This is a genomic window from Halalkalibacter krulwichiae, from assembly GCF_002109385.1.
In the GTDB taxonomy this organism is placed as follows: Bacteria; Bacillota; Bacilli; order Bacillales; family Bacillaceae_D; genus Halalkalibacter; species Halalkalibacter krulwichiae.
The window spans coordinates 3,174,657-3,197,165 of record NZ_CP020814.1 but is presented as its reverse complement, the minus strand read 5'-3'; the positions used below and the strand labels follow the sequence as shown (position 1 = coordinate 3,197,165).

At 37.4% G+C, this 22,509-nt stretch carries 22 protein-coding genes and 1 pseudogene; 20 read left to right on the top strand and 3 right to left on the bottom strand.

Features of this window, described 5'->3' with window-relative positions; all coding sequences use genetic code 11:
* Positions 1–15 precede the first annotated feature (15 nt).
* The 14 genes and pseudogenes from BkAM31D_RS16160 to BkAM31D_RS23660 all read left to right on the top strand — a co-directional run bounded on the left by BkAM31D_RS16160 (position 16) and on the right by BkAM31D_RS23660 (position 13,530).
* Positions 16–609, top strand: coding sequence for an SCO family protein (locus BkAM31D_RS16160; RefSeq protein WP_157076787.1), 594 nt, complete (start codon positions 16–18; stop codon positions 607–609).
* Between the two features lie 35 nt (positions 610–644).
* On the top strand, positions 645–836 hold the full coding sequence (locus BkAM31D_RS16155) for a hypothetical protein (RefSeq protein ID WP_066152891.1): 192 nt from the start codon (positions 645–647) through the stop codon (positions 834–836).
* Positions 837–863: 27 nt separating this feature from the next.
* The gene (locus BkAM31D_RS16150) at positions 864–1,166 is read left to right on the top strand and encodes a redoxin domain-containing protein (protein ID WP_084372121.1); all 303 of its coding nucleotides are present in this window, start codon (positions 864–866) and stop codon (positions 1,164–1,166) included.
* 343 nt (positions 1,167–1,509) lie between these two features.
* Positions 1,510–2,547 carry an N-acetyl-gamma-glutamyl-phosphate reductase gene (gene argC / locus BkAM31D_RS16145; protein ID WP_066152887.1) on the top strand — a complete coding sequence of 346 codons (1,038 nt, stop codon included), beginning with the start codon at positions 1,510–1,512 and terminating at the stop codon, positions 2,545–2,547.
* Positions 2,547–3,800 (top strand): bifunctional glutamate N-acetyltransferase/amino-acid acetyltransferase ArgJ, encoded by a 1,254-nt coding sequence (gene argJ / locus BkAM31D_RS16140; protein WP_066152884.1) that lies wholly within the window; start codon positions 2,547–2,549, stop codon positions 3,798–3,800. The genes argC and argJ overlap by 1 nt, the downstream gene beginning before the upstream one ends.
* 28 nt (positions 3,801–3,828) lie before the next feature.
* Entirely contained in the window at positions 3,829–4,614 is a 786-nt protein-coding gene (gene argB, locus BkAM31D_RS16135) for an acetylglutamate kinase (RefSeq protein ID WP_066152881.1), read from the top strand.
* A 12-nt stretch (positions 4,615–4,626) separates the two neighbouring features.
* Positions 4,627–5,798, top strand: a pseudogene (argD, locus tag BkAM31D_RS16130) (acetylornithine transaminase).
* A gap of 93 nt (positions 5,799–5,891) precedes the next feature.
* On the top strand, positions 5,892–6,971 hold the full coding sequence (locus tag BkAM31D_RS16125; RefSeq protein ID WP_066152877.1) for a carbamoyl phosphate synthase small subunit: 1,080 nt from the start codon (positions 5,892–5,894) through the stop codon (positions 6,969–6,971).
* Positions 6,964–10,116 carry a carbamoyl-phosphate synthase (glutamine-hydrolyzing) large subunit gene (gene carB, locus BkAM31D_RS16120; protein ID WP_066152875.1) on the top strand — a complete coding sequence of 1,051 codons (3,153 nt, stop codon included), beginning with the start codon at positions 6,964–6,966 and terminating at the stop codon, positions 10,114–10,116. The genes BkAM31D_RS16125 and carB overlap by 8 nt, the downstream gene beginning before the upstream one ends.
* Positions 10,117–10,128: 12 nt before the next feature.
* A complete protein-coding gene (gene argF / locus BkAM31D_RS16115; protein ID WP_066152872.1) occupies positions 10,129–11,082 on the top strand; it encodes an ornithine carbamoyltransferase in 954 nt (317 codons plus the stop codon).
* 63 nt (positions 11,083–11,145) lie between these two features.
* Entirely contained in the window at positions 11,146–11,337 is a 192-nt protein-coding gene (locus tag BkAM31D_RS16110) for a YjzC family protein (RefSeq protein WP_066152869.1), read from the top strand.
* Between the two features lie 241 nt (positions 11,338–11,578).
* Entirely contained in the window at positions 11,579–12,325 is a 747-nt protein-coding gene (locus tag BkAM31D_RS16105; RefSeq protein WP_066152867.1) for a hypothetical protein, read from the top strand.
* 123 nt (positions 12,326–12,448) lie between these two features.
* Positions 12,449–13,342: an NAD-dependent epimerase/dehydratase family protein gene (locus BkAM31D_RS16100; RefSeq protein ID WP_066152864.1), complete on the top strand. Its 894-nt coding sequence runs from the start codon at positions 12,449–12,451 to the stop codon at positions 13,340–13,342.
* A 14-nt stretch (positions 13,343–13,356) separates the two neighbouring features.
* Positions 13,357–13,530 carry a hypothetical protein gene (locus tag BkAM31D_RS23660; protein WP_157076786.1) on the top strand — a complete coding sequence of 58 codons (174 nt, stop codon included), beginning with the start codon at positions 13,357–13,359 and terminating at the stop codon, positions 13,528–13,530.
* A gap of 111 nt (positions 13,531–13,641) precedes the next feature.
* Here BkAM31D_RS23660 and BkAM31D_RS16095 read toward each other — a convergent pair whose 3' ends face one another.
* On the bottom strand, positions 13,642–15,237 hold the full coding sequence (locus BkAM31D_RS16095; protein WP_066152861.1) for a peptide chain release factor 3: 1,596 nt from the start codon (positions 15,235–15,237) through the stop codon (positions 13,642–13,644).
* Positions 15,238–15,520: 283 nt separating this feature from the next.
* On the opposite strand from BkAM31D_RS16095, the gene BkAM31D_RS16090 reads away from it, so the two are divergent.
* The 3 genes from BkAM31D_RS16090 to BkAM31D_RS16080 all read left to right on the top strand — a co-directional run bounded on the left by BkAM31D_RS16090 (position 15,521) and on the right by BkAM31D_RS16080 (position 17,193).
* Positions 15,521–16,480: a BMP family ABC transporter substrate-binding protein gene (locus BkAM31D_RS16090; protein ID WP_066152858.1), complete on the top strand. Its 960-nt coding sequence runs from the start codon at positions 15,521–15,523 to the stop codon at positions 16,478–16,480.
* A 79-nt stretch (positions 16,481–16,559) separates the two neighbouring features.
* Positions 16,560–16,754: a ComZ family protein gene (locus BkAM31D_RS16085; protein ID WP_066152855.1), complete on the top strand. Its 195-nt coding sequence runs from the start codon at positions 16,560–16,562 to the stop codon at positions 16,752–16,754.
* Between the two features lie 118 nt (positions 16,755–16,872).
* Positions 16,873–17,193 (top strand): hypothetical protein, encoded by a 321-nt coding sequence (locus tag BkAM31D_RS16080; protein WP_066152853.1) that lies wholly within the window; start codon positions 16,873–16,875, stop codon positions 17,191–17,193.
* A gap of 26 nt (positions 17,194–17,219) precedes the next feature.
* On the opposite strand, the gene BkAM31D_RS16075 is transcribed toward BkAM31D_RS16080, so the two are convergent.
* Positions 17,220–17,540 (bottom strand): hypothetical protein, encoded by a 321-nt coding sequence (locus BkAM31D_RS16075; RefSeq protein ID WP_066152850.1) that lies wholly within the window; start codon positions 17,538–17,540, stop codon positions 17,220–17,222.
* A gap of 199 nt (positions 17,541–17,739) precedes the next feature.
* On the opposite strand from BkAM31D_RS16075, the gene BkAM31D_RS16070 reads away from it, so the two are divergent.
* A complete protein-coding gene (locus BkAM31D_RS16070) occupies positions 17,740–18,678 on the top strand; it encodes a beta-ketoacyl-ACP synthase III (RefSeq protein WP_066152847.1) in 939 nt (312 codons plus the stop codon).
* A 38-nt stretch (positions 18,679–18,716) separates the two neighbouring features.
* Positions 18,717–19,958, top strand: a complete 1,242-nt coding sequence (gene fabF / locus BkAM31D_RS16065; protein WP_066152844.1) for a beta-ketoacyl-ACP synthase II — start codon at positions 18,717–18,719, stop codon at positions 19,956–19,958.
* 44 nt (positions 19,959–20,002) lie between these two features.
* Here the strand turns inward: fabF and BkAM31D_RS16060 are convergent, their stop codons facing one another.
* The gene (locus BkAM31D_RS16060; protein WP_066152841.1) at positions 20,003–21,016 is read right to left on the bottom strand and encodes an LCP family protein; all 1,014 of its coding nucleotides are present in this window, start codon (positions 21,014–21,016) and stop codon (positions 20,003–20,005) included.
* A gap of 176 nt (positions 21,017–21,192) precedes the next feature.
* On the opposite strand from BkAM31D_RS16060, the gene BkAM31D_RS16055 reads away from it, so the two are divergent.
* The gene (locus BkAM31D_RS16055) at positions 21,193–22,485 is read left to right on the top strand and encodes an acetyl-CoA hydrolase/transferase family protein (protein WP_235820376.1); all 1,293 of its coding nucleotides are present in this window, start codon (positions 21,193–21,195) and stop codon (positions 22,483–22,485) included.
* Positions 22,486–22,509: the final 24 nt, after the last annotated feature.

Here is a 22,509-nt window from a genome sequence, read left to right as displayed (position 1 = left end):
GAAAGGATAACAATAATGAGGTTCTTAGTACCAATCATGTTAGTAGCGATGCTTAGCGGCTGTGGCTGGGTCTATCAAGTTGGAAATGGGGGTTCTTCCGATTACGATATTTCTGAAGCTAAAATAGAAGTTCAAGATTTTGAATTTACTGAGCAGAGCGGGGAACCATTTGGTTCAACAGAGTTACAAGGTCAATATTGGCTTGCCAGCTTTATTTTTACGTACTGTCCGACTGTATGTCCTACAATGACACCGAATATGAGTCGGTTACAAGCCGTCATGGAAGACGAAGGTGTGGACATGTCGTTTGTTTCCTTTACCGTCGACCCAGAACGAGATACATCAGATCATCTTTATTCTTATGCTGAAAACAACGGTGCAAACCATGAAACTTGGAAATTTCTAACTGGTTATGAGTTTGAAGAAATTTCAGAGTTTGCTCTTGAAAGTTTCAAGGTTCCTGTTCAGCAGATTGAGGATAGTGAAGATATTTTGCATCCAACAAGCTTTTTCTTAATTGACCCTGATGGAACGATTATACGAAAATATGATGGATTACAAACAAACCAAGAATCCATTATTGATGACTTATTAAAAACAATTCAATAGAGTGTATTCTTAATGTGTGTGAAAAGGAGAGAAAGATGAAACAATTTAGAAAATGCATATGGCTCTTTTCACTTTTAGCGATAGCAGCACTTGTACTTTCGGGTTGTGGTGATTCTACTTCTGAGAATGAGGGAGAACTTACAGCTGTTAATGAACAAGGCGAAGAAGTATCGCTATTAAATAAAGAGCGCGCTACCATTTTATTTCATTTTACAGAAGTTGGCTGAGGACTTTGCCAACAGCAACTAGTTGAGTTGCAAAATAACATTGAATTATTTGATGGGATTGATGCTGACCTTTATGCGATTAGTACAGATAGTCCTGAAAATTCTAAACGTCTAAAAGAAGCAGGGGCATTTACTTTTTCTTTTTTATCAGATAAATCATTTTCTGTCCTAGATCGAACCAAAATGAAAAATGACCAAATATCTTACCGCGGAATTAGTATTCTTGATCAAGATGGGACATATATTCACCATGAAATAAATGATTTTTGGGGTGACCAGATTGAACAAACAGCAGATATTATTTATGAACAATTGAATAAGGTAAATTAAATTAAATGAATTGTATAGAGACATGCCTAACATAGGCATGTCTCCTTTTTTTATCAAGAACTCTTTTCTCAATAAGTGTTGCTCCAATAGCAATAAATTTCCGAAAAAGCTCTTATGAAAGGACAATTATGACAGACACAAATTGCTAAGTTAAAAAGTATGATAATTTTGTGAATTCGGCCATTTTGTTATCGTTTGTTTTTGATGGAAATATATAAATTTTTAGATATGAGTAAAAATTAAATAAAATAAAATAAAAATACAGTTGAATTAATTTTTATACATAGATATAATGATTACCAAGATCATTAGAGCAGAGATAGATAGTTGGGAGAGATTTAACATGAGAGTAGGGATTATTGGAGCAACAGGATATGGCGGTGCAGAACTATTAAGACTGTTAAACCAGCATCCTAAAGTAGAAGAGATTGTTTTATACTCATCATCAAAGGAAGGCATGAATATACAAGAATCTTATCCACATGTTTCTGGAATTTATAATAAAGAATTGAAGTCAATTAAATTACAATCGATGAAAGAGGAAGTAGATACAGTTTTTCTTGCAACGCCACCCGGAGTTTCAACAGAGTGGTCAGGAGCTATTGCAAAAGCTGGTTGTCAAGTTATTGATCTATCAGGAGACTTGCGCTTGCAAGATCCGTTAGTATATGAAACTTGGTACAAGCGAGAAGCTGCTCCCTTATCACTTATAGAAAATGCTGTGTATGGACTTCCTGAATGGAATCGTGACTATATAAAAAAGGCTAAAATCATTGCTAATCCAGGTTGTTACCCGACAGCTACTCTATTAGGCTTAGCTCCACTTGCAAAAAGTGAAATCATCGATGTTGATTCAATCATTATTGATGCTAAGTCGGGTACATCTGGAGCCGGAAGATCGCCTTCTGCGGTTACACATTACAGTGAAATGAACGAAAACTTTAAAATTTATCAAATTAATACACATAAACATGTTCCAGAAATAGAGCAACTTTTGAATGAATGGAATAACAATATTCAAACTGTGACATTTCAGCCTCACCTTGTACCGATGGTTCGTGGCATCATGGCAACGATTTATGTCAAAGCAAAACGACAAACAAGTGAAGAGGAATTGAGAGAACTTTACCAGGAAGCTTATCAAAAAGAACACTTTGTTCGAGTAAGACCTAAAGGTCAGTTCCCGGCTACGAAAGAAGTATATGGTAGTAACTATTGTGACATAGGAGTTACGTATGATGAGAGAACGGGACGAATTACGGTAGTTTCTGTAATCGATAATGTCGTTAAAGGAGCTTCAGGTCAGGCAATACAAAACTTTAATATCATGAACGGATTTGAGGAGGAACTTGGAATTAATAATGTTCCAATGTATCCATAATGAAGGGTGGTCATCTTGTGAAGGGAATAGCGAATGCGCCAATAGTAACGGAGATTGAGAATGGGAGTATAGTGACACCAAGAGGATTTCAAGCATCAGGCCTATATTCAGGAGTAAAGAGAAAAAGAAATGATTTGGGCGCTATATTCTGTGAAGTACCTGCTAATGTAGCAGCTGTGTATACATGTAATAGAATTCAAGCGGCTCCACTGAAAGTGACAAAAGAATCCATTGCTAAAGAAGGCAAGATCCAAGCTATCGTTGTGAATAGTGGAAATGCAAATGCTTGTACTGGAGAAAAAGGATTAAAAGACGCATATGAGATGAGAAAGCAATCTGCAGATCAGTTTCAAATTCCAGAACATTATGTTGCAGTGACGTCAACTGGCGTAATTGGAGAATATCTAGCAATGGATAAAATAATAAAAGGGATCAAACAATTGGATCCTGCTTCAACGTTAGAAAGTGCAGAAGCATTTAATCAGGCGATTTTAACAACTGATACATGTTATAAGAAAGTTTGTTATCAAACGGTTGTGGATGGAAAAACGATATCTATCGGAGGAGTTGCAAAAGGATCGGGAATGATTAATCCGAATATGGCTACAATGCTCTCTTTTGTTACAACTGATGCAAACATTGAAACTGCTGTGTTACAAAACGCCTTATCAGAAATTACAAACAAAACATTTAATCGGATTACAGTTGATGGTGACACTTCAACAAATGATATGGTTGTCGTGATGGCTTCGGGACTTGCTAGAAATCATTCGCTTACTCCAGTGCACCCTGACTGGGACGGTTTTTACCATGCGTTAAAAGAAGCTTGCGAATCATTAGCAAAGCAGATTGCTCGTGATGGCGAAGGAGCAACAAAGTTAATTGAAGTGTGTGTAAAAGGTGCGTTGAATGATGAGGAAGCAGGAAAAGTTGCAAAGAAAATCGTAGGGTCAGATCTAGTTAAATCTGCGGTGTATGGAACAGATGCGAATTGGGGCCGGATTATTTGTGCAATAGGTTATAGTGGTTGTGAGATCAATCCTGATACGATTGATATTGCGATTGGTCCAGTTCAAACGCTAAGTCAAAGTCAGCCAACTGCTTTTTCAGAAGAAGAAGCAAAAGCATATATGGAAAGTTCAGACACGATTGTAATTGCTGTAGACCTTCATTTAGCGGATGGAACTGGAAAAGCTTGGGGTTGTGACCTGTCTTACGATTATGTACGTATAAACGCTGGATATAGAACATAATTCGTTTTCAACTAAGGAGGAGAAGCGTGTGAAGGATGTAATAGTCATTAAATGCGGAGGAAGCACAATTGCTGAATTATCGCCAGAATTCTTTAAAAGTGTAGTGAATATGCAAAAAAGCGGAAAACATCCTATTATTGTTCATGGTGGGGGCCCAGCTATTAATCACCTTCTCGAAAAACTTGATATTCATTCAGAATTCGTGGATGGATTAAGAAAGACAACTGAGGATGTCCTTAACACTGCAGAAATGGTCTTATGTGGAAAGGTTAATAAGCAAGTCGTCACGAGCATTCAGCAAGCTGGGGGTCAGGCGGTTGGATTATCAGGTTGCGATGGTAGGTTGTTAGAGGTTACTCCGGTTAATGAAAAGGTGCTTGGCTACGTTGGTGAGCCTACAAAGGTGAATACCAGTTTACTTACAACGTTATTTGATTTAAGCATGATTCCTGTTATAGCGCCAATCGGATTGAATGAAGATGGAGTTCATTATAATGTCAACGCTGATAGTGCGGCTGGAGCAATTGCTAAGGCTTTAGGTGCGGAGCAGTTAGTTTTTGTCACTGATGTAGATGGGATTTTAAAAGATGGTCAGTGTCTGGATAGAGTAACTAGTAACGATATTGAGGAATATATCGCCGATGGCACTATTTATGGAGGGATGATTCCTAAAGTAAAAGCTGCTCTTTCTACATTTACCGGTGGGATTCAGTCGGTTATGATTATGAATGGAAAGTCGACAACTGTTGGAGAAGATGGCTCTGTCCAAGGAACGATCATTGTTAAATCAAAAATAGAGCTTTCTATTTCTTAGGAGGAATAAGTAATGAGTGCATTGTTTCCCACATATGCAAAATGGGATGTTAAGCCGATTAAAGGAAATGGTTCAAGGTTGATTGATTCAAGGGGGAAAGAATACTTAGATTTCATATCAGGTATCGCAGTTTGTAACCTTGGTCACTGTCACCCGAAAGTTAATGCAGCTGTAGAAAGTCAATTACAACAATTATGGCATGTATCAAACCTTTTTCAAATTGAAGGTCAAGAAAAAGTTGCACAGATACTTGTGAATAATAGTGTAGGTGATTATGTTTTCTTTTGCAATAGTGGTGCAGAAGCAAATGAGGCGGCTATTAAGCTTGCTAGGAAATCTACTGGTAAACACCATATTGTTTCAATGAGAAATTCCTTTCATGGGCGTACACTTGGGAGCATGGCTGCAACAGGTCAGGATAAAATTCATCAAGGTTTTGGCCCCTCTTATCAGAATTTACGTACATCGAAATGAATAATCAACAAGCTCTTGAAGAGGTAGTAACGACTGAAACAGCAGCGATAATGGTTGAAGTTATTCAAGGTGAAGGCGGAATTCAATTGATGAATGATGACTTCGCAGAAGCATTGAAAAATGTTTGCGAGAAATATGGTTGCTTATTAATAATCGATGAGGTACAAACTGGAATCGGCCGAACAGGAACAGCTTTTGCATATGAACAATTTAATCTTTCACCAGATATTATTACTGTAGCAAAAGGTCTTGGAAATGGATTTCCAGTTGGAGCACTTATTGGAAAATCGCATTTGAAAGAAGCCTTTAGCCCTGGAAGTCACGGTTCAACATTTGGTGGAAATCCTTTAGCTATGGCAGCTGCAGAAGCTGTAGTAAATGAGGTCTTTAGCCCGGAATTTCTTGTTGATGTTAAAGAAAAAGGTGAGTTGTTTAAAGAAGAACTTGAACAAAGTTTGCGTTCGCTGGAGTTGGTTGAAGAAGTAAGAGGAAAAGGTCTAATGCTTGGTATCGCTTGTAAAACGGAAGTTGCACCTATAATTGAAGCTTGTCGCGAAAAAGGCTTACTTGTTTTACCTGCTGGACCAAAAGTCGTTCGTATTTTGCCGCCTTTAATTGTTACAGAAGATGAGATTAAAACGGCTATTGGTATTTTAAAGGATGTATTATCAACCGTTGATCAAGCACCTAAAGTAAGTGTAGAAAACTAATCACTACAGTAGTAGTGATTTTAAAACAGAAATTATGTATAAAAATTGAACTTGTAGTATAAGTATTCGTCAAACAAGGGTGGAGGGAATGAGATGAAAGGATACGTAGTATTAGAAACCGGTGAAGTATTTGAAGGTATTCTTCATAACAAAACACAAGAAGTACATGGAGAGATTGTTTTTTTTACTGGAATGTCAGGCTATCAAGAAGTATTAAGTGATCCATCCTTTAAGGGGCAAATGGTCGTGTTCACGTATCCATTAATAGGCAATTATGGAGTAAATGATGTAGATTTTGAAAGTATTACTCCGCAAGTAAATGCGCTAATCGTTAGTGAAGTTTCAAATGAAGGCTTTCACTATGAGTCTCGTATTTCTCTAATAGATTATTGTGACAAACATTCAATTCCACTATTATCAGGGGTTGATACGAGAGCGATTGTGAAAAGGATACGAGAACAGGGCGATATGCGAGCAATTATTACAACGGATCCTAATAATGTAGTCTTTAACCAATTCCCTTCACTAGGTCAACAAGATGTTGTGCCAATGGTTTCAACTTCGATGATTGAAACGCATGGAGAAGGAGAAAAACATGTTGTTATGGTCGACTTTGGTTATAAAAAGTCAATCTTAGATTCTTTAGTAAAGTTAGGAAATAAGGTAACAATCGTGCCTTATAACACACCATTTTCTACAATTGAGCAATTAAATCCCGATGGAGTTCTTTTTACGAATGGACCAGGTAATCCAAAACAATTGGAAGCTGTGTTGCCTACGATTAAGAAGATAGCAGAAACATACCCATCTATGGGAATATGTTTAGGGCACCAATTGTTAGCTCTTGCTTTTGGTGCAGATACAGAGAAATTAACTTTTGGTCATCGTGGAGCAAATCAACCTGTAATGGATGTTACAACAAATAAAGTTTATATGACTTCGCAAAATCATAGTTATGTTGTGAAGGAAAGCTCTTTAGAAGACACAGGGTTTGAAGCGAAATATATTAATATAAATGACCGTTCAATTGAAGGTTTAATGCATAAAGAGCATCAAGTATTTACCGTACAATTTCATCCAGAAGCTCATCCAGGGCCAGCTGATAGTGAACAGCTCTTTAATACATTCATTGAAATGCTAGGTAATAAAGGGAGAGAGAAAGCGTATGCCTAAACAACAAGATTTAAAGAAAGTGCTTGTCATAGGATCAGGACCGATTGTCATCGGGCAGGCTGCTGAATTTGATTATGCAGGAACACAAGCTTGTCTAGCTTTAAAAGAAGAAGGAATAGAAGTAATTCTAATTAATAACAATCCAGCAACGGTTATGACAGATGAATCGTGTGCAGATCGTGTATATTTTGAACCACTTACAATTGAGAGTGTAGAAGCTATTATTCAGAAAGAGCAGCCAGATGGAATTTTAGCAACATTAGGTGGTCAAACAGGTTTAAACTTAGCGCTCGATCTACATGATAATGGAATTTTAGAGAAATATAATGTTAATTTACTAGGAACGCCGATTGAGTCTATCAAAAAAGGTGAAGATCGTGAAGCGTTTCGAGCTCTTATGCAAGAGCTAGATGAACCTGTTCCTGAAAGTGAAATTGTCACAACGGCTGAAGCGGCTTTACAGTTTGCTGAAGAAGTTGGCTATCCAATCATTGTACGTCCAGCTTACACACTTGGTGGAGCTGGTGGGGGTATTGCCTCAAACGTAAATGAATTAAAACATATTATAAAGGCTGGGCTCTCGCTCAGCCCAATCAGTCAATGTCTAATTGAGAAAAGTATTGCTGGTTTCAAAGAAATAGAGTATGAAGTGATGCGAGATAGCAACGATACTTGTATTACAATTTGTAACATGGAAAACATTGATCCAGTAGGGATTCACACGGGTGATTCAATTGTTGTTGCGCCGTCTCAAACTCTTACAGATGTTGAGTATCAAATGCTTAGAACTTGTTCAGTTAAGATTATTCGGGCATTAGGTATCGTTGGAGGATGTAACATACAATTTGCGTTAGACCCTCATAGTAAGCAATATTACTTAATTGAGGTAAATCCTCGAGTTAGTCGTTCGTCAGCTCTTGCTTCAAAAGCAACAGGATATCCAATAGCTCAAATGGCTGCAAAAGTTAGTATCGGCTACCAGTTACATGAGTTAATTAATCCTGTAACGGGTCATACCTATGCAAGCTTTGAGCCAGCGTTAGACTATGTTGTCGTAAAGTTTCCGCGATGGCCATTTGATAAGTTTGTTCACGCTGAGAGAAAACTTGGTACTCAGATGAAAGCTACAGGAGAAGTAATGGCAATTGAGCGAAACTTAGAGGCTGGCATTCAAAAAGCAGTGCGTTCTCTTGAATTAAAAACATGCGGATTATCACTACCTACTGTTTCAAGTAAGACAACAGAACAATTATGGACTTTATTGAAAAATCCTGATGACCGGCGTTTCTTTGTTTTATTGGAGCTTTTGAGAAGAGGAGTAACACGCAAAGAAATTCATGATGCAACTGGTATTACGGAATTTTTCTTGCAATCCTTCGAACGCTTAATTCAGTTAGAACAAAAAATTAAACAGACTCGTTTTCAGCAGTTGGATCCGGAGTTTTTACAAACGGTAAAAAAAGCTGGATTTGCAGATGCTTGGCTGGCTCATGCATGGGATGTTAAAGAAGAAGAAGTTCGCCAAAAAAGAATAAATTTCGATATTGTTCCTTCTTACAAAATGGTTGATACGTGTGCTGGTGAGTTTACAGCATCAACAGCATATTTTTATTCAAGTTGGTCCGGAGAACATGATACGATTGCTCAGTCAGGTAAAAAGAAAATATTATTAATTGGTTCTGGTCCAATTCGAATTGGTCAAGGGATCGAGTTTGACTATTGCTCTGTACAAGGGATTCAAAGTTTGCACCGTTTAGGCTATGAGGCAATTATGATGAACAATAACCCAGAAACGGTAAGTACGGATTATGCGACTGCTGATAGATTATATTTTGAACCTTTAACGGTTGAAGATGTCTTAAATGTTATTGATTTAGAACAAGTTGAAGGGGTAATTGTTCAGTTAGGTGGACAAACAGCTATTTCTCTTGTTGAAGGATTAGAAAAAGCTGGGGTAAAGCTTTACGGAACAAACCTTGACACAATCGATCAATTAGAAGATCGTGGCCGTTTCTATTCGTTTATGAAGCAAGTAGAGGTTCCGCATATTCCTGGTGTGACAGCTACTGATGAACAAGATGCATTGGCCAAGGCAGCAGAAATTGGCTATCCTGTCTTAATTCGTCCTTCTTATGTTATTGGCGGTCAAGGGATGATGCTGTTTGAATCGGAGAAGGAGTTTGTCTCTTATTTAGCTGATGAAGAGCATACTGTTGCTTACCCAATATTAATTGATGCTTACTATCCTGGAATTGAGCTGGAAATTGATGCATTAACCGATGGTGATAATGTATGTATAGCTGGGATGTTTGAGCACGTAGAACGTGCCGGAGTTCATTCGGGTGATAGTATTGCTGTGACACCTTCTTTTACTATTACAGAAGAAGTGAAACAACTTGTTTATGCATATACGAAACAAATTGCAAGAGGAATGGACTTTAAAGGTATCTTTAATATCCAATTTGTATTATTTGAAAATCAGCTTTATGTTATTGAAATTAATCCTCGTGCATCTAGAACGGTTCCAATCTTGAGTAAGATTTCTAACCAGTCATTAATTGATTATACGGTTCAATTGCTTTTAGGATCTTCATTATCTGATTTAAATCTTACGGAAGTTATTCTACCAGAACCGACATTCTATACGGTAAAAGCACCTGTTTTTTCGTATCAAAAGTTAGCAGGCCTTGATCCAATTCTAGAAGCAGAAATGAAATCAACAGGGGAATTAATGAGCATGAGTGCCAATCTTGATGAAGCTTTTTACAAAGCGTTTGTTTGGTCTCAACAGTCAAAGCCAAAGTTCTTTACTCAAAAGAGCGGATCGATCTATATTGATATTGCAGAAGAGTTTCAAGAAGCATTTGCTTCTTACTCAACAAAATTAGAACAATTAGGCTTTAATCTAGTAAATAATGATTTCGGGAATTGGGTTCAAACAGATGAAGCGATTGCTTTAATAAGTTTGCCAAAACTTGGAACAAAGGACGGAACTGAGAAGCGACAAGAAGCGTTAAGACAGCGTTGTACAGTTATTTCGGAACTAACGACTTTGGATGTCATGCTAAGAGGATTAACCGTCTCTAATGTTCGTTACAACGCTATTCAAGACTGGTGGGCAAAAGAAGAAGCATCAATAAACTAGGGAGTGAATTAGGTGAATACAGTAGTTAATAATAACAATAAAACGTTATCTGGACGTGATTTTCTTACGTTATTTGATTATACAGCAGCTGAAATTACTGAACTTATAGAGTTGGCAATTGAACTAAAAAAAGATAAGGCTAAATATGCTGAAGCATTAAAAGGATTATCATTAGGAATGATTTTCGAAAATGCTTCAACGCGTACTCGTGTCTCATTTGAAGTCGGAATGACACAATTAGGCGGCCATGCTTTATTTTTAAGTCCAAAAGATATGCAAATTGGTCGAGGGGAGCCAGTCGTTGATACGGCAAATGTTCTTGCGCGCTATGTTGATGCAATTATGATTCGCACAAACTCCCATGAGCTTGTAGAAGAGTTGGCTCAATATTCATCTGTTCCGGTTATTAATGCCTTAACGGACAATTATCATCCTTGCCAAGCTATGGCTGATTTATTAACAATCATCGAGTATAAGGGCACGTTAGAAGGATTGAAGTTAGCATATGTAGGCGATGGCAATAATGTTGCACATTCATTGCTAATAGCTGGAGCGAAAGTAGGCATAGATGTAAGCATTGCAACTCCAAAAGGATATGAAGTCAATTCAGAAATCTTTGCGAAAGTGCAAGCTGTAGCACAGGAAACAGGTGCCCAAATTGTTCAAACAAATGATCCAATTGAAGCTGTTCAAAATGCTGATGTTATTTATACGGATGTTTGGGCGAGCATGGGTTATGAACAAGAGCAAACGGAGCGAGTGAAACAATTTCATGAGTTTCAAGTAAATGATCAGTTAGCAGCTCATGCAAAAGATGATTTTATCTTTTTACATTGTTTACCTGCACATCGCGGCGAAGAAGTAACAGCAGAAGTGATTGATGGAAGTCATTCAGTTATTTACGACCAAGCTGAAAACCGTCTTCATGCTCAAAAAGCAATATTAGTCGCATTACTAGGTAAATAATTCTAGTTCCTTTCATGAATGCAAGCTTTTGTGGGCATTCTAGTCATGGAAGGAGGGATAATTATGGGGCAAAGCCGAATGTTTGAACCGGGTCAAAAAGCGCCAAATAACGGAATTTACGTTGAAATTGGTGAAACAGGCGATATGGTTCAAAGTCCGAAATCTTTAAAGTTGCAAGCTGGTGATACGTTCCCAGATACTCAAAACCATAATCGGAAATGGACGTATAAACCGAAGCCAAAAGCAGGCTTATAAGTTGAAAACTCTCCGCACTACTCATAGTGTAGGAGAGTTTTTTTTGGCGAAGTTTTTCAAGTGAATTTTGCTTACACCGGGTAAAGAATGTGAAGGGATAATGTGAATATTTCAGTTATGAAATTCATAAGCATAAAAATTAAACGCTTTTATATACGTAATAACTTCCTTTTTTAAAAGTTTTGCATAACGTAGTAACGTAGGGAGTGAAACCATAGAATGATTGGAGAGACGTAATGCAATGATACATGCACGTTTTATTCGTATAGAAGAACAGTGGAACGTCATCTATCTTCCAGAACGTCCAAACGGATTTGCAGTATTTTTACTTGGAGACAATGCAATGGGAGTAGAGGAAGGGACGAGCGACTGGGAACAACATCCTGAGAAACATCTGTTTTTAAAAGGGCTGCTAAGTAGAGGTTATACGGTTGTTGCTTCGTCGCTATACAATCGCCACTGGGGCAGTCCAAAAGCTTTTTATTTAATAAAGCAACTTTATCATTTAGTTTTAAAACAAGAGATTCTAAATAAAAAAATTCATCTATTTGCAGAGGGGACAGGAGCACTATTAGCGGTACAAATGTTGAATACACTCACAGACAAAGTGCGTTCATGTTATTTTGTTAATCCGTGCTTTTCACTTTCTCAATCCTATTTACAGGAAGAACAGAATAAGCTCTATTATAAAAGATTAAGGAAAGAATTAGCGAATTCCTATGATATAAATGAAAAAGATATTAATATAAAATGGGTTGAATCTGTTACACCGAGGTTAGAAAACAATCTCACTCCTCCACCGATATCAATCCATTGTCATATGCTTGAAAAGCGTTTCCCTTTACAATATCATAGTAGACCATTTCAAAAGCAATTGGCAGATAATCAAATCTTTGTGAATTTACGTATTCACGTGAATGAACAATCTTTTTATAAAGCTGCACAATCAGCCTATCCCTTTTATAAAAAATATGAGCAACAATTATAACCTTTCTCTAATGTAGACATAAGAGAAAGGTTTTTACATAAAGTGAATTATAAGTGTTTAGCATTCTGATATAAAAGCTCGCACTAATTGCGAATATGATTATAAATGAGAAAGGAGATGCATATGAAAAAAGCTGTAGTAACAGGGGGACTAGGATTCATTGGATTTCATTTAGTACAAAAGCTACTGCGAGAAGGTGTGGAAGTTACGGTTATTGATCAAATTATAGAGGAGAAAAAGGAAGAGCAAGAGGAAAAGTGGATGAGAATTGGACGAAATGATTTAGTATCTTTCGTTAAAGAAAATATAGACCATATTGATTTGAAGCAAACATTTAAAGATGTTGATGTTGTATATCATTTAGCCGCGTCTACTTCTAATGATAGTCGCTGGCAAAAACTTCAAAAGGTAATTGAAAACAATGTCAACACTACGAAGAAGATATTAGAGAATCTCCCTGACCGTACAAAGTTCATTTTTGCATCTACCATAGAAGTGTATGGGGAGAGACCAGGAAAGATTACAGAGAAAACGCCTGCTAATCCGACAACTCCATATGGAATAACAAAATTAGCAAGTGAACGCCTAATTCAACAAGATTGTTCAAAACGCAATTTACCTTATATAATCATCAGGTTACCTACAGTATATGGACCTTGGCAACGAAGTGATATGACATATCAGCAAGTGATAATGGGCGTTGAAAAACCGAATGTAGATCGCTCCACACTAGATGTTCTATTTGTTGAAGACTGTGTTGAATCTTTTTACTTAGCTGGCAAAAAGAAGGTTGAGAATGAAATATTTCAATTAGCATCAGGAATAGAAGATGCGTGGTTTAAAGGGTTAGAAGTGTTAGGGCAAAAGGAATTATTTCCTAAAAATCCAATAAAAACGGTCCTGCTCGGAAATAAAGCGCTGGATATACTCGGGTTTAACGCGAAAGTTTCATTAGAAAAAGGTCTTGCCAAACAAAGGGAACATGTGACACAATGGCACCATCAAAGACGGATTTGATAGGAAGTGAACAGGTGCAGACGAAGCAAGCAGTAATAGGGATATTGATATTTGCGATAGTAACAATCCTCTCATATAGTTTATTGTATGCGATCTTAAATATCGGAGAAGGGTTAAGTGTGATTATTGCTTTAGTGCTTGGTGGCGTAGTTGAGTTTGCTTATCGCAAACGTACAAAGAACAATTAACGTTTAAAGCATCTTGGTTGCACGTAATAGCTTTGTCCCGTAAATCTGTAGAAGGGGTGTCTCACAAGGTCAAAGAAGACTTTGTGAGACACCCCTTCTATTTTGTCTAAATCAACCTTCGCGAATAAATGAATTCTCATGAAATTTCATATCTGGATATTTTTCAATTGCGGTCCGCATTTGAAATTCATTTTCAAAAAGAACTACGATTCGTCCATCGCGATCGGTTGCTAAGTTCCTTTGAGTACGTTTGAACGCTTCTAATGCTTCAGTAGGACCAGATACCCAACGAGCAAAAGAAAAAGGTAGTCGTTCAAGTTGGATATCAACATGATACTCATGTTTAAGACGGTATTCTAGTACTTCAAACTGTAAGACACCGACTACACCGACAATTTGCTGTTCAGTAAAGCGATTATACGTTTTGAATAGTTGAATGGCGCCTTCTTCCGTTAATTGTTGTAGCCCTTTTTCAAATGACTTATGTTTCAGAGCTTCTTTTACTGTAATGGCACTAAAAAACTCAGGAGAAAAGTGCGGCATTTCATCAAATTCAAACGCCTCTCCCTCTACAAGGGTATCACCAATTCGAAAAGTACCGGGGTCAAAAAGCCCAATAATATCTCCAGCGTAGGCCTCGTCAATAATACTCCTGCTTTGTGCAAGGAATTGTGTTGGTTGAGAAAGCTTTAAATTTTTTCCAATTCGAACATGTTTGACATTCATCCCTCGTTCAAATTTCCCAGATGTAATTCGCAAAAATGCAATGCGATCACGATGGGCAGGATTCATATTAGCCTGGATCTTAAAGATAAATCCTGAGAATTTTGAGTGAGTCAGAGGGTTAATGATACCAGATGAGCTCTCCCGAGGTGTTGGTGCTGGTGATAAGTTGAGATAATGCTCTAAGAAAGTTTGTACGCCGAATGAGGAGATAGCACTCCCAAAAAAGATCGGTGTTAATTCACCTTTTGCAATAAGGTTCGCATCATATTCATCTCCTGCAACATCTAAAAGTTCTAACTCTTCTCTAAACTGAGCAACAAGGCTTGCATCACCAATTGCTTCATCTAACTTTGGATCATCTGGACCTTCTAATTGAATGACATCAATTTCTTTTGGGTTGTTTGGATTATATAATTCTAATCTTTTATTATGTCGGTCATAAACTCCTGAAAATGATTGGCCCATTCCAATCGGCCAACCCATTGGGTAGGAACGAATTCCTAATAAGTCTTCAAGCTCTTCCATTAATTCGAAAGGGTCTCTTCCTTGTCGGTCCAGCTTATTCATAAATGTAAAGATTGGTATACCCCTCATTTTACATACTTTGAAAAGTTTCTTTGTCTGTGCTTCTACCCCTTTGGCGGCATCAATTAACATCGTAGCTGAATCAGCTGCTGTTAAAGTACGATACGTATCTTCACTGAAATCTTCGTGACCAGGAGTATCAAGGATGTTCACGTGATAACCATCGTATTCAAATTCAAGTACAGAACTAGTTACAGAAATCCCACGTTGTTTTTCGATCTCCATCCAATCACTCATCGCATGTTTAGCTGTTTTCTTTCCTTTTACCGATCCAGCTTCACGAATGGCACCTCCGAACAGAAGGAGTTTCTCCGTTAAGGTTGTTTTTCCGGCGTCAGGATGGGAAATAATCGCGAATGTACGACGCGACTCGACTGCCTCTTTATAATTCTTCATATTGAACCTCACTTAAAAGATAATTTATTTAGAAATAATTCTTACAGAAGACCTTTATCAAATGTCTCGGTTCATTATAACAATGTTGATCGAATGTTTCATCTTGAAATTAAGATTACAATCCTATTACAAGTATGTTTCACCTTGAATGTTAGAGAGGAAATGGAAATATGTTTAACGAATAAATGGACATTAGTTTAGATTGAAATTGAAAAAAGTTAAAAAATCGATTGTAAAATGTTTTATAATAAAAGTGGTGCAAACAAATAGGGAGAGTGTCAACATGTTTATTCAACGGATTTTATTGTTACTAGTGCCAGTAATACTATTAATAGGCTGTGCCAGTCCGAATGCTAGTAATGGAAATAGAGTAGGATTATTACTCGAAGATACAATTGATGACCAGGGGTGGAATAGTAAAGGATATCAAGGGTTGCTAAACATTCATTCAAATTTAAATGTAGAAGTGATGTTTAAAGAAGATATGAACACAGAACCAAAAGTGAAAAATGCGATAGAAGACTTTGTCAAGGAAGAAGTAGAGCTTGTTTTTGGACATGGTCGTTATTACGCTGATTTATTTACAGAAATTGCACCTTTATATCCTGATGTTCATTTTGTCAGTTTTAACGGAGAAGTTGAAGGAGACAATGTCACAAGTCTTCATTTTGATAGTTATGCAATGGGTTATTTCGCAGGAATGATTGCCGCGGCAATGTCTGAAACAGGACATATTGGAGCAATTGCAACATTTCCATGGCAACCTGAAGTACAAGGTTTTGAAGCAGGTGCAGCACTATATGGAAGAAATGACTCCAGTGTCCACATTGAATATGTACATGACTGGTTTGACAGTGAACTTGCTTCTTCATATTTTGAGCAATTAAAAAGTGAAGGCGTCGATGTATTCTATCCCGCTGGTGATGGGTTTCATGTCAGTGTAATTGAAGAAGCTAGAAATGAAGGATTATATGCAATTGGTTATGTTGGTGATCAATCTGATTTAGGGGAATCAACGGTTCTAACGAGCACGGTCCAGCATGTCGATTATTTATATGAATTAATTGCCGAGAAATATTTTAATAGCGAACTAGAAAAAGGAAATTTGCGATTTGACTTTGATGACGGTGTGATTACGTTAGGAAACTTTAGTTCGAAAGTGCCAGAGGAATTTCAGATAAAGATAGGAAATGCTGTAAAATCTTATATTGAAACAGGAGAGCTTCCACAAGAACCTATATAAAACTGTGACTTACTTGCTTTTCATCTACTTATCATAGTATGGTATTGTTGACACATTTGAGAGAACGAGGGGGATCATAATGAATAATCCTGAAATGAATATGAAATTTATGCAAATTGCAATGAAGCATCTTCCAGAAGGAAAGAAATTTCTAGATGCAAAAGGGATAGAGCTTAATATGGAAGACCTTCAACCAATGCTTGAGCTCTTACTAAATGTAATGGATGAGGCTTACGAACTTGGAAAATCAGAAGCAGTAGAACAACCTAAATAAGAGTATTCGAATAGCTCGACCGAAGTAAATTTCGGACCGAGCTTTTGTTTTGATAGTAGATCAAATGATCGAGATTATTAAATTTGAATTTGGATAGGAAGATTTAGGAGGAGTTGAAATGGAGAAGAAAGAGAAATTAAAAGAATTTGCACTGGAAATGAAAGAAGGTTTTCAGTTAGTAAAAGAAAAACGGGACGAAGAAGCGATACAGAAATTGCAGCCCTTTGTTGAACTAATGAGAAGAAGTAAAGCTCCTAATATTCGTTTATTTTCAGCGTATAGTATTGCACAAATTAGAACAGGGGATTTGGATGGTTTTCTTCAAACCTATAGCGAAGTCAAAGACATGGAACCGAGGTCAGATGAAGAAACGAAATATAAGATGCAACTAGATGGATTCTTCCACGACTTAATGACCGAATTGCAAAAGCAAGAATAGATTTTTTAAATAATAAGAACGCTAACTTAATCGTTAGCGTTCTTATTATTAGATAAGTTGTTTTTTTTATCATCGGTGTCTTTTTTGTTCTGCTTCATGTAAGACGAGATTGCAGCTGCAATTGGTCCGAGTTTATCAATTACAGGTGCAAGAGATTGAACGAGTGCAAAAATGCTTTCTAATTGATCTGGCTGTTTATTTTCTTGTGACGTATTGGAAAACGGTTGTTGTTCGCTTTCATCATCGATATTCTCTTGTTGCTCTTGTTCGGCAGCTTGAGGCGGTCTACCGAACATTAAATCTGAGAAAAAGTCACTTTGAGACTGTGGTTTCTGATCTTCACTCATTATCTTCCCTCCTATCTTAGCCCTTATTGTATTCTATGGAGAGGTTCTTGTACGGTGTAAAGACAAAAGCCTATTTACAAGGTGTGTGAGCGTGGTTGAAACGATCATCTAGACAGACAAGGGATCTTACGTTAAAATTAGTATCAGGTACTAATACAAACCCAAACAATCGTGTTTTACTCTGGAAGGGGAATGAATGATGACAAAAGCCGGAATTATTGGGATGGGTAGCTATATTGGAGAAGAGCTTGTAACAAACGCTGACTTTGAAAAGAAAATTGATACAAATGATGAATGGATTAGAACGAGAACGGGCATTGAGGAAAGGCGTTTTGCCCCTCAAGGAGTAGAAAGTTCAGATATGGCTTATATCGCTGCAAAGCAAGCATTAGAGAATGCAGAGATTTCGGCAGAACAACTAGATTTAATTTTAGTAGCTACGGTAACACCGGATATGCCATTTCCGACCGTTTCTGCTTTAATTCAAGATCGTCTCGGTGCAAAAAATGCTGCAGCTATGGATGTTAGTGCAGCTTGTGCAGGGTTTATCTATGGTTTAGCTACGGCTCAACAATTTATCGAGAACAATGCATACAAGCATATTCTTGTTGTTGGAGTTGAAAAATTATCGAAAATAACGAATTTTGAGGATCGAAACACAGCAGTACTATTTGGTGATGGAGCAGGTGCGGCTGTCGTTGGTCCGGTATCTGAGGATAAAGGTATACTTGCATTTGAACTAGGTGCTGATGGCTCTGGTGCAATGCACATTAATCAAAAAGGACCTTACTTAGAAATGAACGGAAGAGAAGTCTTTAAATTTGCAGTACGTCAAATGGGAGAATCATCTCTTAAAGTTCTTGAAAAAGCAGGGTTAACAAAAGAAGATTGCGACTTCTTAGTACCGCATCAAGCAAACATTAGAATCATGGAAGCTTCGCGGGAGCGTTTAAATTTACCACAAGAGAAAATGTCAATGCAAATTCATAGGTTTGGGAACACCTCTTCAGCATCAATTCCAATAGCTATGGTTGAAGAATTAAATAGTGGTAAAATTAAAGATGGAGATGTAATTGTTCTAGTTGGATTTGGAGCAGGGCTTGTATGGGGATCTGTTGCAATTCGTTGGGGTAAATAACAGCTATACTAGTATATATTGAAAAGGAGAGAGCATTCGTGGAAAAAAGACGTGTCGTAATAACCGGAATGGGAGCAGTAACTCCATTAGGCCTAGATGTTGAAACAACTTGGAATAGTGCAATAGAAGGCAAATCTGGTGTTGGACCTTTAACGAGAGTACCTGCAGAAGACTTTCCGATGAAAGTAGCTGCAGAAATAAATGAATTCGATCCAGCTACGTTTATGGATAAAAAAGAAGCGCGAAAAATGGATCGTTTCACTCAATTTGCAGTAGCTTCTGCTTTAATGGCATTAAAGGATTCAAAGCTGGAAATTACTGAAGAGATTGCACCGAGAGTAGGGGTGTGGATTGGTTCAGGTATTGGTGGAATGGAAACTTATGAACAGAACTTCCGTCAATTTCTTGAAAAAGGACATCGTCGTGTAAGTCCATTCTTTGTGCCGATGATGATTCCTGATATGGCATCAGGTCAAGTATCTATTATTACAGGGGCAAAGGGAATTAACTCTTGTTCTGTAACAGCTTGTGCTTCAGGGACAAACTCAATTGGTGATGCATTTAAAGTCATCCAACGTGGAGATGCTGATATTATGATAACCGGTGGTTCAGAAGCGCCCATAACCAATATGGCCGTGGCTGGTTTCTGTTCAGCTAAAGCTGTTTCAACTAGTGAAGATCCTTCTACCGCTTCAAGACCATTTGATGCTAATCGTGATGGTTTTGTTATGGGAGAAGGAGCTGGAATCTTAATCCTTGAAAGTCTCGAATCAGCACAAAAGCGTGGGGCAACGATTTATGCTGAAATTGTTGGATATGGTGCTACTGGAGATGCGCACCATGTAACTGCTCCTGCTCCTGAAGGAGAGGGTGGAGCAAGAGCTATGAAACAAGCAATTGATGATGCTGGGCTAAAACCTGAGGACATCGATTACTTGAATGCTCATGGTACAAGTACGCCATACAATGATAAATTTGAAACAATGGCTACGAAAACAGTATTCGGTGAGCATGCCTACAATATGGCAATTAGCTCAACGAAATCAATGACAGGGCACTTACTAGGAGCAGCAGGAGCTGTTGAGGCAATTTTATCTATTAAAGCTATTAAGGAAGGAATTATCCCTCCAACAATCAATTACCAAACAGCAGATCCTGATTGTGACCTTGATTATGTTCCAAATACTGCACGTAAACAAACAGTTCGTGCTGCAGTAAGTAACTCATTAGGGTTTGGTGGCCATAACGCAACCCTTGTGTTTAAGGCTTATCAAGACTAAGAGAAGACTGACCATCGTCCGATCAGAGACGAAGGTCAGTCTTTTTATTTATCTTCATCCATTGATTCTTCAGATTCCTCAGAAAAAAAATCCTCCATTGCTTTTATGTTTGCACTCATATCCAATTGTAAAACAGAGCCGGCATGAGGGTAATAAGCATCTTCAAAGTTTCCACCAACTGGGATTCGCATTGTCTCGATGTCTTTTACCGGATGTAATATGAAATTTCGTCCAAGATTAAGCATTTTCGTTTTTTGAATATTCGTCTCAATCAAAGGTTCGATCATGCCAATTAATTTTGGGATTTTCGTCATGCCAGAAAAGGTAAATAGTTCATTTTTTAGAATGGTAATAATTTCTTGCTGTCTTCTTACACGTCCAAAATCACTCTCGCTATTTTTACGAAAACGAACATAGTTTAATGTATCTTCACCATTTAATATATATTGACCTGGTTGGTAGTCCACCGAATGTTTAGGGTCATACATTCGTTCCTGGATAGTTACCTGAAGTCCACTTGGAGCAATTGTATCAACTAATTGGATGAAACCAGAAAAATCAATTAATGCGTAATAATGAATGTTTAAGCCGAAATTATCTTCAATTGTCTGTCGAAGTAAATCAACCCCACCAAAGGCAAATGCAGCATTTATTTTGTTCTTGGAGTGTCCTGGAATTTCAACATAAGAATCACGCATAATAGAAGCGATTTTACTAGCACCATTAGAAGGATTATATTGTCCAATCATAATGGTATCTGTTCGTGCAATACCATTGTTTGATTTATCGACTCCTACTAACAAAACATTCATTGGTTCATGATTGGTGGGTTCCTTTTTCATAATTGTTTTAGCAAAAGAATTCTTTTCTTCTTGATATTCACTTTGACCCTTATGCATAATGTAATTTTCTGAGGCCGTTTTTCCTTCTTCATATTGTATAAAAGAGTACGTCGTAACGGTTATGAAAGCAAGAGGTATAACGAGGAATACTGATAATATTAAGTATTTCCTTTGTGTTTTACGTTTTTTGTTCTTTCGCTCTCTTCGGGTAGACATTTGGACCCCCCTAACGTTTCCCGTTTTTGTACATAGGATTGTCTAAAAATAAACACTATATTATTATAGAGATTATATGGTGATAAGCATTATTTCACTGTATATTATTTGTTGAAGAATTTGTTTTCATGAGCAAAATCATGAATGAATTTATATATATGGGTAGGAGGAACGAAATGGAGTTGCAACATTTATATAAAGTAAAGCGCTCACAAACTGCGCTGGAAGCGGTTTCGATCATAGAATGTCAAGAAGATATCGTTGTGCCACTCGCAATTGGGGAGCCGGGTGAATTAATAAATGCGTTAGGAAGCCATGAGGGGCTTAACGGTAACAGGCTTTTTCAGATGTTATCTTTTCGTCCTGTTCTTGATGTGCCTCCCGAGAAATTGAAGATTGTGTCGATGTTTTTAAACAAAGATGAGCGGAGAGCCTTCTATGACAAAGAGATCGATTTATTACCAAATCACTTTTCTGATGTTCCAGAGATTTTAAAGGAAATTACCAATGAGATCGTAATTATGGCGACAGTATCTCCTATGAGTGAAGAAGGGTATTTTTCTCTCGGTACAAATTGCGACTATGTTTCCTCGCTCATTCCATTTGCTAAAAAAGTAATCCTTGAAGTTAATGAGTTCATGCCCTATACATTTGGAGAAAATCAAATACACATTACACAAGTTGATCAATTATTTGAATCGAATCAGCCACTTAATGAAACATCTGATATTACTTTAAAAGAAGAAGATGTGATTATTGGGCAAAAAGTCGCTTCATTAATTAAGGATGGTGATGTACTTCAAATAGGGTTTGGAGCCATTCCAAGTGCAATAATGAACTTTTTAAAGTCACATCGTGATTTAACTATTTTTACGGAGATGTTACCAGATAAAATAGTTGATTTATATGAGGCTGGTGCAATCTCAAATCTTAAAAACCCTTTGAAGCCAGGTAGTATGACTGCAACGTTCGCTGTTGGAACAAAGAAGTTATATGATTTTATTGATAAAAATAATTACGTTCATTTGTTTCCGGTCAATAAAACAAATGATAGCTGTTTAATAGCAGAGATTGATCAACTTGTTACCATTAATGCAACAATTGAAATCGATTTCCTAGGACAATGTAATTCTGAATCAATAGGTGGGAGGTTGTACTCTTCCACAGGTGGCCAAAGTGATTTTGGTATAGGAGCAAGAATGGCAAATAACGGAAAAGGGATCATTTGTTTACATTCTACAGCTAAAGGAGGTACGATTTCCAAAATTGTTCCAACTTTAGCTAAAGGTTCTGCTATATCTACTTCAAAAAATGACATTGATTACGTTGTTACAGAATACGGAGTAGCGAAGTTAAGAGGTAAGACCGTTAGGGAGCGGCTGAAGCACTTATTTCGATTGCGCATCCAACATTTAGAGGAGAGCTCCGTAAACAAGCCGATGCAATGGGGTTATAAAAAAACAGAGTGAAAACAAAAAGGTTTTCACTCTGTT

Coding starts and splice junctions, on each gene's coding strand:
- BkAM31D_RS16070 (WP_066152847.1), top strand. CDS start 17,740: ATGACAAAAGCCGGAATTATTGGGATGGGTAGCTATATTGGAGAAGAG.
- BkAM31D_RS16055 (WP_235820376.1), top strand. CDS start 21,193: ATGGAGTTGCAACATTTATATAAAGTAAAGCGCTCACAAACTGCGCTG.
- BkAM31D_RS16155 (WP_066152891.1), top strand. CDS start 645: ATGAAACAATTTAGAAAATGCATATGGCTCTTTTCACTTTTAGCGATA.
- BkAM31D_RS16075 (WP_066152850.1), bottom strand. CDS start 17,540: ATGAGTGAAGATCAGAAACCACAGTCTCAAAGTGACTTTTTCTCAGAT.
- BkAM31D_RS16090 (WP_066152858.1), top strand. CDS start 15,521: ATGTTTATTCAACGGATTTTATTGTTACTAGTGCCAGTAATACTATTA.
- BkAM31D_RS16095 (WP_066152861.1), bottom strand. CDS start 15,237: ATGAAGAATTATAAAGAGGCAGTCGAGTCGCGTCGTACATTCGCGATT.
- BkAM31D_RS16060 (WP_066152841.1), bottom strand. CDS start 21,016: ATGTCTACCCGAAGAGAGCGAAAGAACAAAAAACGTAAAACACAAAGG.
- BkAM31D_RS16105 (WP_066152867.1), top strand. CDS start 11,579: ATGATACATGCACGTTTTATTCGTATAGAAGAACAGTGGAACGTCATC.
- argJ (WP_066152884.1), top strand. CDS start 2,547: ATGAAGGGTGGTCATCTTGTGAAGGGAATAGCGAATGCGCCAATAGTA.
- BkAM31D_RS16110 (WP_066152869.1), top strand. CDS start 11,146: ATGGGGCAAAGCCGAATGTTTGAACCGGGTCAAAAAGCGCCAAATAAC.
- BkAM31D_RS16085 (WP_066152855.1), top strand. CDS start 16,560: ATGAATAATCCTGAAATGAATATGAAATTTATGCAAATTGCAATGAAG.
- BkAM31D_RS16080 (WP_066152853.1), top strand. CDS start 16,873: ATGGAGAAGAAAGAGAAATTAAAAGAATTTGCACTGGAAATGAAAGAA.
- BkAM31D_RS16100 (WP_066152864.1), top strand. CDS start 12,449: ATGAAAAAAGCTGTAGTAACAGGGGGACTAGGATTCATTGGATTTCAT.
- BkAM31D_RS16125 (WP_066152877.1), top strand. CDS start 5,892: ATGAAAGGATACGTAGTATTAGAAACCGGTGAAGTATTTGAAGGTATT.
- argC (WP_066152887.1), top strand. CDS start 1,510: ATGAGAGTAGGGATTATTGGAGCAACAGGATATGGCGGTGCAGAACTA.
- BkAM31D_RS16160 (WP_157076787.1), top strand. CDS start 16: ATGAGGTTCTTAGTACCAATCATGTTAGTAGCGATGCTTAGCGGCTGT.
- carB (WP_066152875.1), top strand. CDS start 6,964: ATGCCTAAACAACAAGATTTAAAGAAAGTGCTTGTCATAGGATCAGGA.